The sequence below is a fragment of the Pseudomonas sp. 1D4 genome, from assembly GCF_001728925.1.
Taxonomy (GTDB): Bacteria; Pseudomonadota; Gammaproteobacteria; order Pseudomonadales; family Pseudomonadaceae; genus Metapseudomonas; species Metapseudomonas otitidis.
On record NZ_LXJQ01000053.1, the window covers coordinates 1 to 15,673 of the forward strand.

General features: G+C 62.0%; 16 protein-coding genes. 6 read left to right on the forward strand and 10 right to left on the reverse strand.

Annotated elements, in window-relative coordinates:
• The 4 genes from msrQ to ilvC all read right to left on the reverse strand — a co-directional run.
• Positions 1-620: protein-methionine-sulfoxide reductase heme-binding subunit MsrQ (gene msrQ, locus A7D27_RS22090; protein WP_069566099.1), on the reverse strand; the 620-nt coding region annotated here is incomplete at its 3' end.
• Positions 620-1,624: a protein-methionine-sulfoxide reductase catalytic subunit MsrP gene (gene msrP / locus A7D27_RS22095; RefSeq protein ID WP_069566100.1), complete on the reverse strand. Its 1,005-nt coding sequence runs from the start codon at positions 1,622-1,624 to the stop codon at positions 620-622. The genes msrQ and msrP, both read right to left, overlap by 1 nt.
• A 63-nt stretch (positions 1,625-1,687) precedes the next feature.
• Positions 1,688-2,503 carry a CDP-diacylglycerol--serine O-phosphatidyltransferase gene (gene pssA / locus A7D27_RS22100; protein WP_044403286.1) on the reverse strand — a complete coding sequence of 272 codons (816 nt, stop codon included), beginning with the start codon at positions 2,501-2,503 and terminating at the stop codon, positions 1,688-1,690.
• 146 nt (positions 2,504-2,649) lie between these two features.
• Positions 2,650-3,666, reverse strand: a complete 1,017-nt coding sequence (gene ilvC, locus A7D27_RS22105; protein WP_044403288.1) for a ketol-acid reductoisomerase — start codon at positions 3,664-3,666, stop codon at positions 2,650-2,652.
• A gap of 124 nt (positions 3,667-3,790) precedes the next feature.
• Here ilvC and ilvY point away from each other — a divergent pair, with 124 nt between their 5' ends.
• Positions 3,791-4,672: an HTH-type transcriptional activator IlvY gene (gene ilvY, locus A7D27_RS22110; protein WP_069566101.1), complete on the forward strand. Its 882-nt coding sequence runs from the start codon at positions 3,791-3,793 to the stop codon at positions 4,670-4,672.
• 53 nt (positions 4,673-4,725) lie between these two features.
• On the opposite strand, the gene ilvN is transcribed toward ilvY, so the two are convergent.
• A complete protein-coding gene (gene ilvN / locus A7D27_RS22115) occupies positions 4,726-5,217 on the reverse strand; it encodes an acetolactate synthase small subunit (RefSeq protein ID WP_044403291.1) in 492 nt (163 codons plus the stop codon).
• Positions 5,218-5,219: 2 nt separating this feature from the next.
• Complete coding sequence (locus A7D27_RS22120) at positions 5,220-6,944, reverse strand: acetolactate synthase 3 large subunit (RefSeq protein ID WP_069561593.1); 1,725 nt, start codon at positions 6,942-6,944, stop codon at positions 5,220-5,222.
• Between the two features lie 408 nt (positions 6,945-7,352).
• On the opposite strand from A7D27_RS22120, the gene A7D27_RS22125 reads away from it, so the two are divergent.
• On the forward strand, positions 7,353-7,832 hold the full coding sequence (locus A7D27_RS22125) for a DUF4124 domain-containing protein (RefSeq protein WP_069566102.1): 480 nt from the start codon (positions 7,353-7,355) through the stop codon (positions 7,830-7,832).
• Positions 7,833-7,848: 16 nt separating this feature from the next.
• On the opposite strand, the gene A7D27_RS22130 is transcribed toward A7D27_RS22125, so the two are convergent.
• The 3 genes from A7D27_RS22130 to mrcB are packed head-to-tail and all read right to left on the reverse strand — an operon-like array spanning position 7,849 to position 11,268.
• On the reverse strand, positions 7,849-8,178 hold the full coding sequence (locus tag A7D27_RS22130) for a YqcC family protein (RefSeq protein WP_069566103.1): 330 nt from the start codon (positions 8,176-8,178) through the stop codon (positions 7,849-7,851).
• Positions 8,178-8,933, reverse strand: a complete 756-nt coding sequence (locus A7D27_RS22135; RefSeq protein ID WP_069566104.1) for a tetratricopeptide repeat protein — start codon at positions 8,931-8,933, stop codon at positions 8,178-8,180. The genes A7D27_RS22130 and A7D27_RS22135 overlap by 1 nt, the downstream gene beginning before the upstream one ends.
• 16 nt (positions 8,934-8,949) lie before the next feature.
• Positions 8,950-11,268 carry a penicillin-binding protein 1B gene (gene mrcB, locus A7D27_RS22140; protein WP_139134160.1) on the reverse strand — a complete coding sequence of 773 codons (2,319 nt, stop codon included), beginning with the start codon at positions 11,266-11,268 and terminating at the stop codon, positions 8,950-8,952.
• Positions 11,269-11,383: 115 nt separating this feature from the next.
• Between mrcB and A7D27_RS22145 the strand changes: the two genes are divergently transcribed.
• The 4 genes from A7D27_RS22145 (at position 11,384) to A7D27_RS22160 (ending at position 14,658) form a co-directional block, all read left to right on the forward strand.
• Positions 11,384-12,943, forward strand: coding sequence for a bifunctional aminoglycoside phosphotransferase/ATP-binding protein (locus A7D27_RS22145; protein ID WP_069566106.1), 1,560 nt, complete (start codon positions 11,384-11,386; stop codon positions 12,941-12,943).
• 78 nt (positions 12,944-13,021) lie between these two features.
• Entirely contained in the window at positions 13,022-13,369 is a 348-nt protein-coding gene (locus A7D27_RS22150) for a pentapeptide repeat-containing protein (protein WP_069561597.1), read from the forward strand.
• 113 nt (positions 13,370-13,482) lie between these two features.
• Positions 13,483-13,755 carry a TfoX/Sxy family protein gene (locus A7D27_RS22155; protein ID WP_044403307.1) on the forward strand — a complete coding sequence of 91 codons (273 nt, stop codon included), beginning with the start codon at positions 13,483-13,485 and terminating at the stop codon, positions 13,753-13,755.
• Positions 13,756-13,857: 102 nt separating this feature from the next.
• A complete protein-coding gene (locus tag A7D27_RS22160) occupies positions 13,858-14,658 on the forward strand; it encodes a Crp/Fnr family transcriptional regulator (protein ID WP_069561598.1) in 801 nt (266 codons plus the stop codon).
• Between the two features lie 291 nt (positions 14,659-14,949).
• Here A7D27_RS22160 and deoD read toward each other — a convergent pair whose 3' ends face one another.
• Positions 14,950-15,657 carry a purine-nucleoside phosphorylase gene (gene deoD / locus A7D27_RS22165; RefSeq protein WP_069566107.1) on the reverse strand — a complete coding sequence of 236 codons (708 nt, stop codon included), beginning with the start codon at positions 15,655-15,657 and terminating at the stop codon, positions 14,950-14,952.
• Between the last annotated feature and the right edge of the window lie 16 nt (positions 15,658-15,673).

Genomic DNA, 15,673 nt, shown 5'->3' on the forward strand with positions numbered 1-15,673 from the left:
GAAATATTTCCGTCAACTCGCAGCACACCCCGGAACACTTTCGGCAGAAGCCTCGCAACGGCAGGTAACCGCAACCCCATAAGCAGAGCCCCCACCAACGCGTACGCTGCCCATTCGGTCATGTCAGCCCTAACGACCCAGAGCATATGAAGCAGGCCAAGCGCCAGGATTCCATAGACACTCCGGTGAATCAGCTTCCAGCGCCTCCCAAGCCGACGGATGCTGTAGCGGTTGGATGTGAGCGCCAGAATAAGAAGCCCTATAAAGGCTACTGCCCCCACGAATATATAGGGGCGTTTCCCGAGATCGCTCACCAACTGCTGCAGATCGAGCCCCAGTAGAAAGACGGCATAGGCTGCAATGTGAAGGCAGAGATAGCAGAAGGACCACAGACCAAGCTGGCGCCTGACCGCAATCCATCCCCCCCAACCTGTTATTTTCTGCAGAGGAGTCATGCTGAGCGTGATGAGCAGCAACCAGAGAACACCCAAGCCCAACCTGTCGACAAGAGCTTTTCCCGGGTCAGGACCGAGGGCAAAGATCCACGCCTGATACAGCCATAGAACGGGGGGCACCAGAGCCCCCAGGAAGACAACGAATCGCCACTGCCAATAACGCATCAGTAGTTCTTCCGCAGATCGAGCCCAGCATAGAGGCCAGCGACCTCCTCATAGCCGTTGAAAAGCCGTGTCGGAATCACATTGGGACTGAACAGGCCGCTCGGCAGGCGCCGCTCATGCGCCTGACTCCAACGGGGGTGATCGACTTCTGGATTCACATTCGAGTAGAAGCCGTACTCGTTCGGCGCAATCAGTTGCCATGTCGTCGAAGGTTGCTCTTCCTGCAGGCTGATGCGGACGATGGACTTGATGCTCTTGAAGCCATACTTCCACGGGACCACCAGACGCAATGGCGCCCCGTTCTGGTTAGGCAGCACTCGCCCATACATCCCGACGGCCATCAAGGCAAGCGGATGCATGGCCTCATCAAGGCGCAAACCTTCAACGTATGGCCAGTCAATAAGAGACAACCCCGAGCGAACGCCGGCCATCTGCTCAGGTTCGACACGTGTCTCGAAACGGACGAAGCGCGCCTTGGAAGTAGGCTCTACCCGCCTCAACAAATCCGCCAATGGAAATCCAAGCCAGGGGATTACCATCGACCACCCCTCCACACAGCGGAGCCGGTAGATACGCTCCTCCAGCTGATGGGGACTCACCAGGTCTTCCAGGCTGAAGCTGCCCGGCTTTCCAACTTCGCCATCCACCTTGACTGTCCATGGCTCAACAGCCAGTGCGCCCGCATAGCGGGCAGGATCCCCCTTGTTGGTACCGAACTCATAGAAGTTGTTGTAGTGAGTAGCGTCAACGAATGGAGTAATGGACTCATTCCCCGGCACACTTGCTCGCCAACGGACATCCGAGAGTTTTCCCTCGAACCAGGCAGGGGCATGCCCAAGCTCTACATCGGGATAGTCGCCTGGCCCATCTGCGCGTACAGGCAAGCCAGCAAGTGCAGCGGCAGCCCCCACACCTGCCATGAAAGTGCGGCGGGACAGATAGACGGATTCAGGGGTGACCTCGCTCTCGCGAGCGATGGAAAGAGATGAAACCTTGATAAGCATCGGGGGACTCCGCAGTACGGCTTCGGTTTGGCCAGTAGACTGCGGAGCCGCGGGAAAATTACATCACTCGACGTGCTGGCGGCGACGCATCTGGAGCAAGTATTGCACCGGACCGGAAGCGGCGTAGGCCAGGAAGATTAGCAGCAGGATACGCGGCGGATCACTGAAGACCACGGCAAAGGCCAATACCACCACGAGGATCGCCACGAAAGGTACGCGCCCTTTCAGATCCAGATCCTTGAAACTGTAGTACTTGATATTACTGACCATCAGCATGCCCGCAGCCGCCACCAGCATGGCGACGATAAACGACATGTTGGAACCCTTGATGCCGAAGTCACTGAACGCCCACACAGTACCGGCCACCACCCCCGCCGCCGCCGGACTGGCGAGACCGATGAAGTAGCGTTTGTCGGTCTTGCCGATCTGGGTATTGAAACGGGCCAAACGCAGTGCAGCCCCAGCGACATAAATGAAGGCAACGGTAAGTCCAACGCTGTTCAGGCCACTCAAGGCCCACTCGAACGCCAACAACGCAGGAGCAACACCGAACGCAACCATGTCCGACAGCGAGTCGTACTCGGCACCGAAAGCGCTTTGCGTGTTGGTCAGGCGGGCTACGCGCCCATCCAGGCTATCGAGAACCATCGCCACAAAAATAGTCGCCGCTGCAACAGAGAAGTTACCGCTCATGGCGTTGATGATGGCGTAGAAGCCAGCAAACAGGTTGGCCGTGGTGAACAGGTTGGGAAGCAGATAGATACCGCGATGGCGAACCTTGCGCCCCTGGTCGTCGTGCCCTTCCTCGACATGCTCGTCGATGGGCAGGAGGCTTTCAGGTTCTGGAGCCTTGCCGGGCTCCTCGGGACGGTCACTCATGAACAACATCCTTGCAGATATGCAGATGAATTTAGCCGGACCAAAGGGGGAGCCGCTGGGCCCGGCGATGTGGCTTTATACCAGATGCGGGCACCCCAATGAAAAAACGCGGCCTTAGCCGCGCTTCCTCATACGAAGACCTGAACTCAGTTCTTGGCCTTGTCGACGATCTTGTTGGAGGCAATCCACGGCATCATCGCGCGCAGACGCTCGCCAACCTGCTCAATGGGGTGAGCAGCGTTGTTACGACGGTAAGCAGTCATGGAGGCGTAGTTGGATGCGCCTTCCTGGATGAACATCTTCGCGTATTCGCCGTTCTGGATGCGCTTCAGAGCGTTGCGCATGGCAGCACGGGACTCGGCGTTGATGACCTCAGGACCAGTCACATACTCACCGTATTCGGCATTGTTGGAGATCGAGTAGTTCATGTTGGCGATACCGCCTTCGTACATGAGGTCAACGATCAGCTTCAGCTCGTGCAGGCACTCGAAGTAGGCCATCTCGGGGGCATAGCCTGCCTCGACGAGGGTTTCGAAGCCGGCCTTGACCAGCTCGACGCAGCCACCGCACAGAACGGCCTGCTCACCGAACAGATCGGTTTCGGTTTCGTCCTTGAAAGTGGTCTCAATGATGCCGGTGCGGCCGCCGCCCACGCCGCAGGCGTAGGACAGGGCAACGTTCTTGGCATTGCCGGAAGCGTCCTGGTAGATGGCAATCAAGTCAGGGATACCGCCGCCCTTCACGAATTCGGAGCGCACGGTATGACCGGGAGCCTTCGGCGCGATCATGATCACGTCGAGGTCGGCACGCGGCACAACTTGGTTGTAGTGGATAGCGAAGCCGTGGGAGAAGGCCAGGGTGGCACCCTTCTTGATGTTCGGCTCGATCTCGTTCTTGTACAGCTGGCCCTGGAATTCGTCCGGGGTCAGGATCATCACCAAGTCAGCCGCTGCAACAGCGCTGGCAACGTCGGTGACCTTCAGGCCATGGGCTTCAGCCTTGGCGACGGTGGCGGAACCCTTGCGCAGACCGATGGTGACGTCGACACCTGAGTCTTTCAGGTTGCAGGCCTGGGCGTGGCCCTGGGAGCCGTAACCAATGATGGCGACTTTCTTGCCCTGGATGATGGAGAGATCGCAATCTTTGTCGTAATAAACTTTCATGTTTCTGGCTCTTATAACGAAAGGGATGGGGGTGCGCACACCGTGACAAGGGCACATTAAGCGATCCGTCTCGTTGCGTAAAATGATATATTCGCAACGCAACGTGCCGATAAATGAAACACACATGGACAGCCACGCCCTCAGGCTCTTTCTCTCTCTGGCAGACAACCTGCACTTCGGCAAAACCAGCCGAGAGCAGCATGTCAGCCCCTCTGCACTCAGCCGCAGCATCAAGCAGCTCGAGGATGAACTGGGTGCCCCCCTGTTCGTGCGCGACAGCCGGTCGGTGCAACTGACTCGCGAGGGCCAGCAGTTCCGCGAATACGCCTGCGAGGTCATGAGCGGCTGGCATGCCATCCGCCAGCGCCTCATGCAGGACCAGCAGGACCTGAACGGCGAGCTGTCGCTGTACTGCTCGGTAACGGCGAGCTACAGCTTCCTCTACGACATCCTCAGCAGCTTCCGCCAGGACTACCCGCGCATCGAGATGAAGCTGCACACCGGCGACCCGGCAAAGGCAGTCGAACGGGTGCAACAGGGGCTGGAAGACCTCGCCATCGGCGCCCGGCCCGACAACCTGCCAGCCGGCATCGATTTCCAGTCGATCACCCGCTCCGAGTTGCGCTTCATCGGCCCACAGTCACCCCAGCTGCTGACCGAGGAACAACTGCATCAGCCTACGGCGCAAAGCTGGAAGGACGTGCCGATGATTCTCTCGGAAGAGGGCCTCGCCCGGACCCGTACCGACCGCTGGCTGAAAAGCCATGGCATCAAGCCCAACATCTATGCTCAGGTCAGCGGCAACGAAGCCATCGTCAGCATGGTGAGCCTTGGGTTCGGGATTGGCGTGGTCCCGCAGATCGTCCTCGACAACAGCCCTTTGGCCGGACGCATACGCCTCTACGATATCCAGCCGCCCTTGGCCGCCTACGACATCGGCCTGTTCGCCTTGGAAAAGCGCCTGAAGGATCCACTGATCTCCGCCTTCTGGAATCGCCGCCAGTAAATCCAGGTAATAAAAAACCCCGCATAAGGCGGGGTTTTTCCATTCAACAGCAATCAGATGCTCAGCACCTTGTCGCCGCGAGCAATGCCGGTCACGCCACTGCGCACGGTTTCGAGGATCGAACTGGTGCCGATCGCCTGGATGAAGCTGTCGAGCTTGTCGCTGGTACCGGCGAGCTGGATCGTGTAGACGCTGCTGGTCACGTCGACGATCTGCCCACGGAAGATATCGGTGGTGCGCTTGACCTCGGCGCGCTGGGCGCCAGTGGCCTTCACCTTCACCAACATCAGCTCGCGCTCGATGTGCGCGCTCTCCGACAGGTCGACCAGCTTCACCACCTCGATCAGCTTGTTGAGGTTCTTGGTGATCTGCTCGATCACGTCATCCTGGCCCACGGTCGTCAGGGTCAGACGAGACAGGGTCGGGTCCTCGGTCGGCGCTACGGTCAGGCTTTCGATGTTGTAGTTGCGCTGGGAGAACAGGCCGACGACGCGGGACAGGGCTCCGGGCTCGTTCTCAAGCAACAGGGAAATGATGTGTCGCATGGTCAGGTCCGCTCCGTCTTGCTCAGCCACATATCGCGCATGGCGCCATCCCGGATCTGCATCGGATAGACGTGCTCGCTCGGATCCACCTGGATATCGAGGAACACCAGGCGGTTCTTCAGGGCGAACGCCTCTTCCATCTTCGGCTTCAGGTCCTTGAGATCGGTGATGCGCATGCCCACGTGGCCGTAGGCTTCTACCAGCTTGACGAAGTCAGGCAGCGATTCCATGTAGGAATGGGAATAGCGGCTGTTGTACTGCATGTCCTGCCATTGGCGGACCATGCCCAGCGCACCGTTGTTGAGGTTGACGATCTTCACCGGCAGGTCGTACTGCAGGCAGGTCGACAGCTCCTGAATGTTCATCTGGATGCTGCCCTCACCGGTCACGCACGCCACGTCGGCATCCGGGAAGTTCAGCTTCACGCCCATCGCAGCGGGGAAGCCGAAGCCCATGGTGCCGAGGCCACCGGAGTTGATCCAGCGGTTGGGCTTGTTGAAGCGGTAGTACTGGGCCGCAAACATCTGGTGCTGACCCACGTCGGATGCGACGTAGGCATCGCCCTTGGTGACTTCGCACAGTGTCTCGATGACGGTCTGCGGCTTGATGATGCTGCCGTCGCCCTTGTCATAGGGGAACAGGCCACGATCACCACGCCACTCGTCGATCTGCTTCCACCAGCTGGCAACGGTCTCGCGGTTCGGCGTCTCGCCGATCTCCTTGAGGATCGCGACCATCTCGGTCAGCACGCTGTCGACCGGCCCCACGATCGGGATGTCGGCCTTGATGGTCTTGGAAATGGACGCCGGATCGATGTCGATGTGGATGATCTTGGCGTTCGGGCAGAACTTGCTCGCACCGTTGATCACGCGATCATCGAAGCGAGCGCCCACTGCCAGGATGACGTCAGCGTGGTGCATCGCCAGGTTCGCGGTGTAGCTACCGTGCATGCCGAGCATGCCGACGAACTGACGGTCCATGCCCGGGAACGCGCCCAACCCCATCAGGGTGTTGGTTACCGGCAGGTTGAGCATCTTGGCCAGCTCGGTCAGCGGCTCGGATGCGCCGCCCATGATGACGCCACCGCCCGAATAGAGGATCGGGCGCTTGGCAGCCAGCAGCAGCTCGGCAGCCTTGCGGATCTGCCCCGAGTGCCCACGAACAGCCGGGCTGTAGGAGCGCAGCTTCACCTTCTTCGGGTAGCTGTACTCGAACTTCTGGGTCGGGTCGCCCATATCCTTGGGAATGTCGACCACGACCGGCCCCGGACGACCCGACTGGGCGAGGTAGAACGCCTTCTTGATCACCTCGGGGATTTCGGACGGGTGCTTGATGATGAAGCTGTGCTTCACGATCGGGCGGGAGATACCGACCATGTCGGTCTCCTGGAATGCGTCGGTACCCACCATGTTGCTCGGCACCTGGCCGGACAGGATCACCATCGGAATGGAGTCCATATACGCGGTGGCAATGCCGGTAACGGCGTTGGTTGCGCCGGGGCCGGACGTGACCAACACCACACCGGCCTTGCCGGTGGCGCGGGCATAGCCGTCAGCCATGTGGGTAGCAGCCTGCTCGTGACGGACCAGGATGTGGGTCACGTCGCTTTCCTTGAACAGGGCATCGTAGATATGCAGGAGGGCACCACCCGGGTACCCGTAAATGTACTTAACGCCTTCGTCACGCAGGGAGCGGACGACCATTTCAGCGCCAGATAAGAGCTCCACGTTTATCACCTCTAGAACGCCAGAATACTGCCCGCGACCGGACAGCCTGAAAGGATTGCTCGTCCACAGGGCATGAGCGACTGGTGGTCGCCGACTACGTCAGCCACTGGCAGAACAAGCATTGGGGCGACCCCTGAGAGTTGTTGCGGGGCTTTCCCACCCAGCGCGAGGTAACGCGTTGCAGGGTGATGCGGGTCGGCGCGGGTGTGCACCTCATCGACTGCTACAGCTTCCGACTTGCGGCCGGCCCACTGGAACAGCGAACCCTGGATTCTTCGGATTAGAGCCCCGCAAGTCAAGTCATCCCTAACGGAAAATCGCGCGAAATGCTGTGACACACGCTGGATCACAGCCACGGGACTTTGGTTATAGTTACCGCCGGACTCCCCTTCTTATTAAGGAACCCCCATGCATCGCATGATTTTCGCAGGCCTGGTTCTCGCCCTCAGCACCTCGGCCATGGCCGGCCAGGTCTACAAGTGGGTCGATGCCCAGGGTGTCACGCATTTCGGCGCACAACCTCCGCAGGGCCAGGATTCGACCCAGGTATCCACCGGCAAGGCCGAACCCAAAGAGCCGAAAGCGAGCTTCGAGAATCCTTACCCGGTTCTCAACAAGACCGAAGAGCCGGCCAAGGCGCCCACTCAGGCCCAGCCCGCCAGCGAGGACGAGCAAAAAGCCATCGACGAGAAAGTGAAGAAGGACGTCGCCAAGCAGGAAGCCGAGCGCAAGGAATACTGCACCCAGCTGCGCACCAACCTGGCGCAGATGCAGAACAACCCGCGCCTGCGCGTGGAAGACAAGGGAGAAGTTCGCCGCCTGACCGAAGAAGAACGTCAGTCCCGACTCAAGGAGACCCAGAAGGCCATCGCCGAGAACTGCCAGTAACGCACGCCCGATCTGCTCAGCCGGCGCTGCCGATCAACCGATCAAAAGCGCCGAGCGCTTCGAGAAGCCCCTGCACATTCCCTGCACGTTCCTGATAGGCCATCTCGGCCATGGGCAGGATGCCGGAAACCCGAGGCAACTGGGCACCAGCCTCGAGGATCACCTTCATCCTCGGCAGGAAGATCCACTGCAACCACTCTTCGAACGCCATCGTGTCGACGCAGAACGGCGCCTGGCTCGCCAGCGCCTCGGCACTGGGCGGCTGCTCTGCCCACCAGCCGAGCATGCGGAGCTCGCGCTCGATCAGCAGCAGCTGATCAGCCACCTCGGCCAGGCGCACATCCATCAGGAGCTGACCCGAGCGCGCTGACGTGCCTGGGCAGCACCTGCCGGATCACCCTGACGCTCGCGGGACTTGGCCACCAGCTCCCAAAGGCCCGCCTGGAGGGAGGGACGCCCGTTGGAAAGACTCAGACCACGCCGGGCCAGTTGCTCGGCCTGGGCAGCGTCCCCCTGGGCGAGGCGAACCTCCGCCAGGCGGTAGAGCACCTGAGGCTCACGAGGAGCGATGCGCTGCGCACGTTCGAGACTGGACGCAGCACCGTTGAGATCACCACCACCCTGTTGCTGCTGGGCAGTGGTCAGCAAGGCCAGCACCGGGCCATCCAGTTGCTCGTCGGCAGCCAGGCCACCACTGAAGGGGATGCCGCTCGGCATGGACGGCGCGGTCGGGGCGGAATAGGTGCTGCCGTAATTGAGGCTGGCGGCAGGTGCCGAAACGCCTGCTGCCGGGCCGGTGACGAGCGGTCCCGGAGTGATCGGACCAGAGGTCACCGAACCACTGATGGGCGCACTCGGTGCCGGCATGGCCTGCGCGGACGAACCGGAAGTAGCCCCCGGAACCATCACCACGACGCCCGCATCCTGCGGCTCATAGCGAGGCTGGGCAGCCTGCACGGGTGCCCGATAGCCGCCCGCGCCCTCTTCCTGCTCGGACATCGGGCCACCGGAGTCGACGACAGGAATTGCATTGCGTTGAGGGGTGGCGCAACCACCAAGCATGAGCGCGACGGTAACCGCAGGAATCCAGCCTTTGTTCACATCAGGTCCTCTTCGTTCATTGCACCCAGCCGCGGACCCAGTCCATCACCGAGTCCACCGGCGCCCCCACGCCACAGGCCTGGCCAGGAGCGGGCTCACTGCCGCGAATATAAGGCATCTGTACAGCCCCTGGGCAGCTCGAATCGGAGCCCTGACCGGTACGCGGATCGATCCAGGCCTGGACAACGTTCTCCGGCATGGGCATGTCGAGTGGCAGCGGATCGGCCTTGCGCATGAAGCTGGCCCACACCTGCAGGGCACCCGTGGCACCGGTCAGCGGCGTCTTGCCGTTGTCGTCACGACCAAGCCAGACCACGGCCAGCAAATCCTGACTGAAACCGGCGAACCAGCTATCACGCGAATCGTTGGTGGTGCCAGTCTTGCCTGCCAGGGTCAGGGACGCTGGCAACTGGCTGTAGACGGAGCGCCCCGTACCCTCACGCATCACGCGCTGCATGGCGTTCTGCACCAGGTAAATAGCCCCCGGATCGAAGCGCTGCTGAATCTGGAAGGGGTAGCGCTTGAGCGGCTCGCCCTCCGCAGCCAGCACGCTGCGGATACCCCGCAGCGGGGTATTGAAACCACCGCTGGCCAGGGTCTGGTACATCGTCGCCACTTCCATCGGACTGAGCGCCCCGGCGCCCAACAGCATGGACGGATACGCCGGCCACTCGCGGGACACGCCCAGGCGCTCCAGGGTCTTCAGCACGTTGGGCACGCCAATTTCCAAGCCCAGCTTGGCCGTGGAGAGGTTGTAAGAGTTGGCCAGCCCTTGGTAGAGAAAGATCGTGCCATGGGCTCGGCGGTCGTAATTCTGCGGCGTCCAGACCTGGCCATCCTGCCCCTTCACCGAGAAGGGCTCATCCTGCACCCAACTGGTCAGGGTGTATTGGCTGGGCCGCTCCAACGCCGTCAGGTAGACAGCGGGCTTGATCAGGGAGCCGACCGGACGCACCGCATCAATGGCCCGATTGAAGCCTGCGAAGCGGGGCTGGCGACTGCCGATCAGGGCCTGGATCTCGCCGGTCTCCGGATTGCTCACCACCATCGCGGACTCCACCTCATCCACGCCCTTGCGGCCTGCCAGGCGCTTGAGCGTCTCTTCCAGCGCCGTCTCGGCCTTGAACTGGAGAATGGGGTCAAAGCTGGTGAAGATGCGCAGCCCTTCCTCGGTCAGGTCCTCGTCTCGGTAATCTTCCCGCAACTGGCGTTTGACCAGATCGAGGAAGGCCGGATAGGAGCTGTCGGCCATGCTGCCGCGAGGCGTCACACCCAGGGGCTTGGCCTTCGCCATTGCGGCCTCCTCGGCCGTGACCACGCCCTGCTCGGCGAGCAGGTCCAGCACCAGGTTCCGGCGCTCGAGCGCGCGCTCGGGATTGCGGCGCGGATTGAACTGGGACGGCCCCTTGACCATCCCCACCAGCAACGCCACCTGATGCAGCTTGAGTTCGGAAAGCGGCTGACTGAAGAAATACTGGCTGGCGAGGCCGAAGCCGTGCACAGCGCGCTGGCCGTCCTGGCCGAGGAACACCTCGTTCAGGTAGGCCTCAAGGATCTCGCGCTTGTCGTAATGCATTTCCAGCAGCATCGCCATCATCGCCTCGGTGGCCTTGCGGGTGATGCTGCGCTCGCTGGTCAGGTAGAAGTTCTTCACCAACTGCTGGGTCAGGGTGCTACCGCCTTGGCGTAATTGACCAGCGGTGGCGTTGACCCAGATGGCCCGCGCGATGGACTTCAGCGAGACGCCCCAGTGGTTGAAGAATTCTCGGTCCTCCACCGCAACCAGCGTATCCACCAGGTAAGGCGGCGCCTGGTCCAGCTTGATGAGAATCCGGTCTTCGTGGTGAGCAGGGTAGAGGCCACCGATCAGCAGCGGCTCCAGGCGCGCAACCGCCAGGTTGGCACCGCTGCCCTGGCTGAGCCCCGCCACGTAGTCACCGGAGAAGCGCACCTTGATCAGACGCGCCGGCTCAGCCCCTTCGTAGAACTGGAAGCCACGGGTGTTCAGCTCCACCGTCGAGCCGGCCACGGAGGCCGAACCCGGCCCGTTGGAGGCGCTCTCCCGACGGTAGCCGAGGGCGTCGAGCTCCTTGAGGAAGTCGTCCTTGGCCAGCTTCAGCCCGACGAACAACTCAAGGGGCCGTGCATAGACCTTCGCCGGCACGGTCCAGCGCTTACCGGAGAATTTTTCCTGGACGATGGCATCCAGATAGACGGCGAAGCCCGCCAGGACGACCAGGCCCACCAGGCTGAGCTTGAAAGCCCAGCCGAAGAGCCTGCGCAAGCCACTGGAACGGGGTTTCTTACGGGAGCGGGGGGATCGGGAACGAGTCATGGCGGCGCATTATACGCACTTTGCCCAGCGCCAGTAGGCGTCCCCTGATGGTTTGCAGAGTGGCGCACAGCACCCATAATGCCCGCCTCTGCACGTGCCAGAACAAGGAACGACTGTGAGCCAACAATTGATCCAAGCCCTTCAGGACCCGAGCCTCTACCCCCATCCGGTGGAAGCCTTCAGCGTCATCGAAACCCATATCTCCTGGGTGCTGCTCACCGGTCCCTACGTCTACAAGATCAAGAAGCCAGTGAATTTCGGCTTCCTCGACTTCACCCGCCTGGAAGACCGCCAGCACTTCTGCACCGAGGAAGTCCGTCTCAATCAACGCCTCACCCATGACCTTTACCTGGATGTAGTGCCCATCACCGGTAGCGAGTCGGCCCCCCGCCTGGGAGGCGAAGGCCCGGTGATCGAGTACGCCATCCGCATGGCGCAGTTCCCGCAAAGCAACCTGCTGAGCGAGATCCAGTCCCGTGGTGAACTGAGCCCGGCCCACGTCGACGCCCTGGCCGAGCAAATTGCCCGGTTCCACCTCGAAGCCCCGCGCGTGGACGAGAAGCACCCGCTGGGCACGCCCGAAGCCGTGATGCAGCCGGTGCAGCAGAACTTCGACCAGATCCGCCCGATGCTCGAAGCCAAGGCCGACCTGCAGCAACTCGACGCCCTGGAAGCCTGGGCGCAGAGCAGCTTCGAGCGCCTCAAGCCGCTGCTGGCCGAGCGCAAGCGCGACGGTTTCATCCGTGAGTGCCACGGCGATATCCACCTGGGCAATGCCACCCTTATCAACGGCGAAGTGGTGCTGTTCGACTGCATCGAGTTCAACGAGCCCTTCCGCTTCACCGACGTCTATGCCGACATCGGCTTCCTGGCGATGGACCTCGAAGACCGTGGCCTCAAGTCGCTCTCCCGCCGCCTGGTCAGCCGCTACCTCGAGGAAACCGGCGACTACCGTGGCCTGGCTCTGCTCAACTTCTACAAGGCCTACCGCGCCCTGGTGCGCGCCAAGGTCGCCCTGTTCAGCCTCGCCCACCAGACCGACGCCGTGCAGCGCGCCGCCACCCTGCGCCAGTACCGCAACTACGCCAACCTGGCAGAGAGCTACAGCACCATCCCGCTGCGCTTCCTCGCCCTCACCCACGGCGTCTCGGCGGTCGGCAAGAGCCACGTCGCTCTGCGCCTGGTGGAAGCCCTGGGCGCCATCCGCCTGCGTTCGGACGTGGAGCGCAAGCGCCTGTTCGGCGAACAGCCGGGGAAAGACGGCGAACTGAACAGCGGCATCTATAGCCCCGAATCCACCGAGGCCACCTACCAGCGCCTGCACGAGCTGGCCGAGCAGGTGCTGAGCGCCGGCTTCCCGGTGGTACTCGACGCCGCCTACCTCAAGCGCACCCAGCGTCAGGGCGCTCGCACCGTGGCCGAGAAGGCCGGCACCGCGTTCCTGATTCTCGACTGCCAGGCACCGGATGCGGTTATCGCCAGTTGGCTGGAGCAGCGCCGCCAGCAGGGCACTGACCCCTCCGACGCCACCCTGGAGGTGGTACAAGCGCAGCACGTCAGCCGCGAGCCCCTCGACAGCGAAGAGCAAGCCCACAGCACCCGCATCGACACTCACCAGGCCAAGAGCCTGGACACCCTGGTCGAGCGCATCCGCCAGTTCCTGCCGGGACTCTGAGCCCCTCCCAAGGTGCGGCAGGGAATTCCTGCCGCACCTTCTATACTCCCGGGGAACCCTCAACGGACGAGCCCCGCCATGACACTTCCCCATCAGCTCGACTCGCCTCTCTACCTCCTCCTGCGTAACGACGACATCGCGGGCTTCAACGCCCGGAAACCAGCCGACGGCACCGTCGACCTGCGCGGCGGTGACTTTCGCGGCATCGACCTGCGCGGCCTGGATGCCCGTGGCGTCGACTTCACCGACGCCTACTTCAGGGGGGCCGACCTGCGCGGCATCGACTTCCGCGAATCCCAATTGCAGGGCGCCAGCATCGCCCACGCACAGATCTCGGGCGCCTATTTCCCCACCGAACTGGCTGCGGACGAGCTGCTCATGTCGGTGAATTTCGGCACCCGCCTGCGCTACAACACCCACCGCTGACCAACCGTCGAACGAGTGATGTCATGCGGCCACATCCGCCTGACCGCCCGCTACACTCTTGGGCGCGACACCGGGAAACCTGTCCTCTCGCGCACCCATTGCAAGGAGGCTCGATGAACGATGAATTGCAGAACCTGAAGAACCTCGGCAAGACCTCGGCACAATGGTTGCACGCGGTGGGTATACACAATGCGTCCGACCTTCGCCGCCTGGGGGCTGTAGGCGCCTATAGAGCGGTAAAGGCCCGCGGCTTTCGCGCCTCCAAGGTGCTTCTGTACGCCATTGAAGGGGCCCTGCTGGACGTGCACTGGAACGAGCTGCCCCCGGGCCACAAGGCCCAACTCAACGGCGAGCTCGAGTCTTTTCCGCAGAACAACAGGAGCTAGCTCACAACACCAGCGCTCGGTGATTTACGTTCGTACCGATGCGCCCTATTGTTTCAGGGACGTTCGTGCGTCCAAGCCCAGCCAGTCCAAGGAATTACCGACATGTACCTACTCGGGGAGCAACCTGCTTACGCCGACCAGCTGATCAACCGACTGCAAAGCATTCCCAGCCAGCTGCTCGACGGGCTCGAACCTTCCGGCCCCCCGCTCTCCTTCGAGTCGGTCGAGGACCTGAACCGGGAGTTGCCTGGCAATCAGCTATTCATCATCGAGAATGGCTTGCTGCACGCCCTGGTCGACGAACGCCCCCTCTTCTACCTCCAGGAAGGCGACCTGGTAGGCCTGCGCCAAGGCATCGAGCTGCCAAGCTGCCGCTACCGCAGCGACGAGCCTGTAAGCCTCACCCCCTACTCCCGCAGCGCTGTGTTCAAGCACATTTATGCCGACGAGCAGCGCCAGGAGCAGTTCATCCAGTACCTGATCGGTCACACCGCCCTGCTCTCGGACGCGCTGGCTCGACTGAAGCAGCCGGAGATCCGCCCCTCCACCGGCTTCCAGCACTTCGCCGCCGGCGAGGAGCTGATCCACCAGGGCGACGACGCCGACCACGTTTTCATCATCATCGAAGGCCATGCCGAAGCCTTCGTCGACGGCCAGAAGGTCGGCGACGTGCAGAAGGACGAAATTTTCGGCGCCATGGCGGTATTCACCCGCGAGAAGCGCAGTGCCACCGTCGTCGCCAGCGAGCCCTGCACCGTGATGGTGATCCCAAAGGATCAGTTCCTCAGCTTGATGCAGAGCAACCCACGCATCGCCCACAGCCTCATCGAGAGCATGGCGCGGCGCATCGACCTGCTGAACAAGGAAATCACCCAACAGCGCCAGGCGAACCCGGAAGGCTGATCCACACAACCCTACAAAAAGCCCGGCAACTGCCGGGTTTTTCGTGCCTGATGACCGTTCATCCTGTTCTGACGAATTTTTTTACATCCTGCACTTGACCACGAAATGAGAATTGTTATTATTACCACAACTGGTCGCGAGATCAGCCGGTAAGCTGAGAGACCAAGCAGTCGGACTCTTCAGATTATCTCCTCATCAGGCTAATCACGGTTATTGACCCGGCAGTTTGCCGGGTCTTTTTTTGCCTGCAGAAAACCGCTGAAAGCCACGTCCCACCTGGGCCTACCGCCCTCAGTCGATCACGCTTTCAAGCACCAGCCGGGTCATGTCGTGGAGCCCCTCCTGGCGCGCCTGCGATCCGAGGCGCTCCCCCGTCAGCAACTGGTCGCTCACCGTCAATACGGCCAACGCCTCGCGCCCCAGCTCCGCCGCCACGCCGTACAGCCCCGCCGCCTCCATCTCCACGGCGAGGATGCCCATCCGGCTCATGGGCGCCATCCAATCGGCCGTCGGCTCGTAGAACAGGTCGGCGGAAAACACATTGCCCACGTGCACCGTCATCCCCATTTCATCGGCTCGGCTCACGGCACGCGCCAACAAGCGGTAAGCCGCCAGCGCGGCAAAGTCGAAGCCGCCGAAGCGCTTGCGGTTGACGCCGGAATCGGTGGACGCGCCCTGAGCGATCACCAGGTCGTGCAGGTGGACGTCCGGCTGCAAGGCCCCGCAACTGCCCACGCGGATGATGCGCTGCACGCCGAACTGGCTGAACAGCTCATGGGCGTAAAGCGAGATGGAGGGGATGCCCATGCCCGACCCCATCACCGAAACGCGTTGCCCCCGGTAGCGGCCGGTATAGCCGAGCATGTTGCGCACGGTGTTCACCTCCCGCACGTCTTCCAGAAAGGTTTCGGCGATTGCCCGGGCCCGCAGCGGGTCACCGGGCATGAGTACGGTCTCGGCAAAGTCACCCGGCTGTGCATTGATGTGGGGTGTGGTCATGACAGCCTCGCGTGGG

Bases quoted from the DNA above. Each gene is read 5' to 3' on its own strand.
- msrP (WP_069566100.1), bottom strand. From the start codon at position 1,624: ATGCTTATCAAGGTTTCATCTCTTTCCATCGCTCGCGAGAGCGAGGTC.
- pssA (WP_044403286.1), bottom strand. From the start codon at position 2,503: ATGAGTGACCGTCCCGAGGAGCCCGGCAAGGCTCCAGAACCTGAAAGC.
- ilvC (WP_044403288.1), bottom strand. From the start codon at position 3,666: ATGAAAGTTTATTACGACAAAGATTGCGATCTCTCCATCATCCAGGGC.
- ilvY (WP_069566101.1), top strand. From the start codon at position 3,791: ATGGACAGCCACGCCCTCAGGCTCTTTCTCTCTCTGGCAGACAACCTG.
- ilvN (WP_044403291.1), bottom strand. From the start codon at position 5,217: ATGCGACACATCATTTCCCTGTTGCTTGAGAACGAGCCCGGAGCCCTG.
- A7D27_RS22125 (WP_069566102.1), top strand. From the start codon at position 7,353: ATGCATCGCATGATTTTCGCAGGCCTGGTTCTCGCCCTCAGCACCTCG.
- A7D27_RS22130 (WP_069566103.1), bottom strand. From the start codon at position 8,178: ATGGATGTGCGCCTGGCCGAGGTGGCTGATCAGCTGCTGCTGATCGAG.
- mrcB (WP_139134160.1), bottom strand. From the start codon at position 11,268: ATGACTCGTTCCCGATCCCCCCGCTCCCGTAAGAAACCCCGTTCCAGT.
- A7D27_RS22150 (WP_069561597.1), top strand. From the start codon at position 13,022: ATGACACTTCCCCATCAGCTCGACTCGCCTCTCTACCTCCTCCTGCGT.
- A7D27_RS22155 (WP_044403307.1), top strand. From the start codon at position 13,483: ATGAACGATGAATTGCAGAACCTGAAGAACCTCGGCAAGACCTCGGCA.
- A7D27_RS22160 (WP_069561598.1), top strand. From the start codon at position 13,858: ATGTACCTACTCGGGGAGCAACCTGCTTACGCCGACCAGCTGATCAAC.
- deoD (WP_069566107.1), bottom strand. From the start codon at position 15,657: ATGACCACACCCCACATCAATGCACAGCCGGGTGACTTTGCCGAGACC.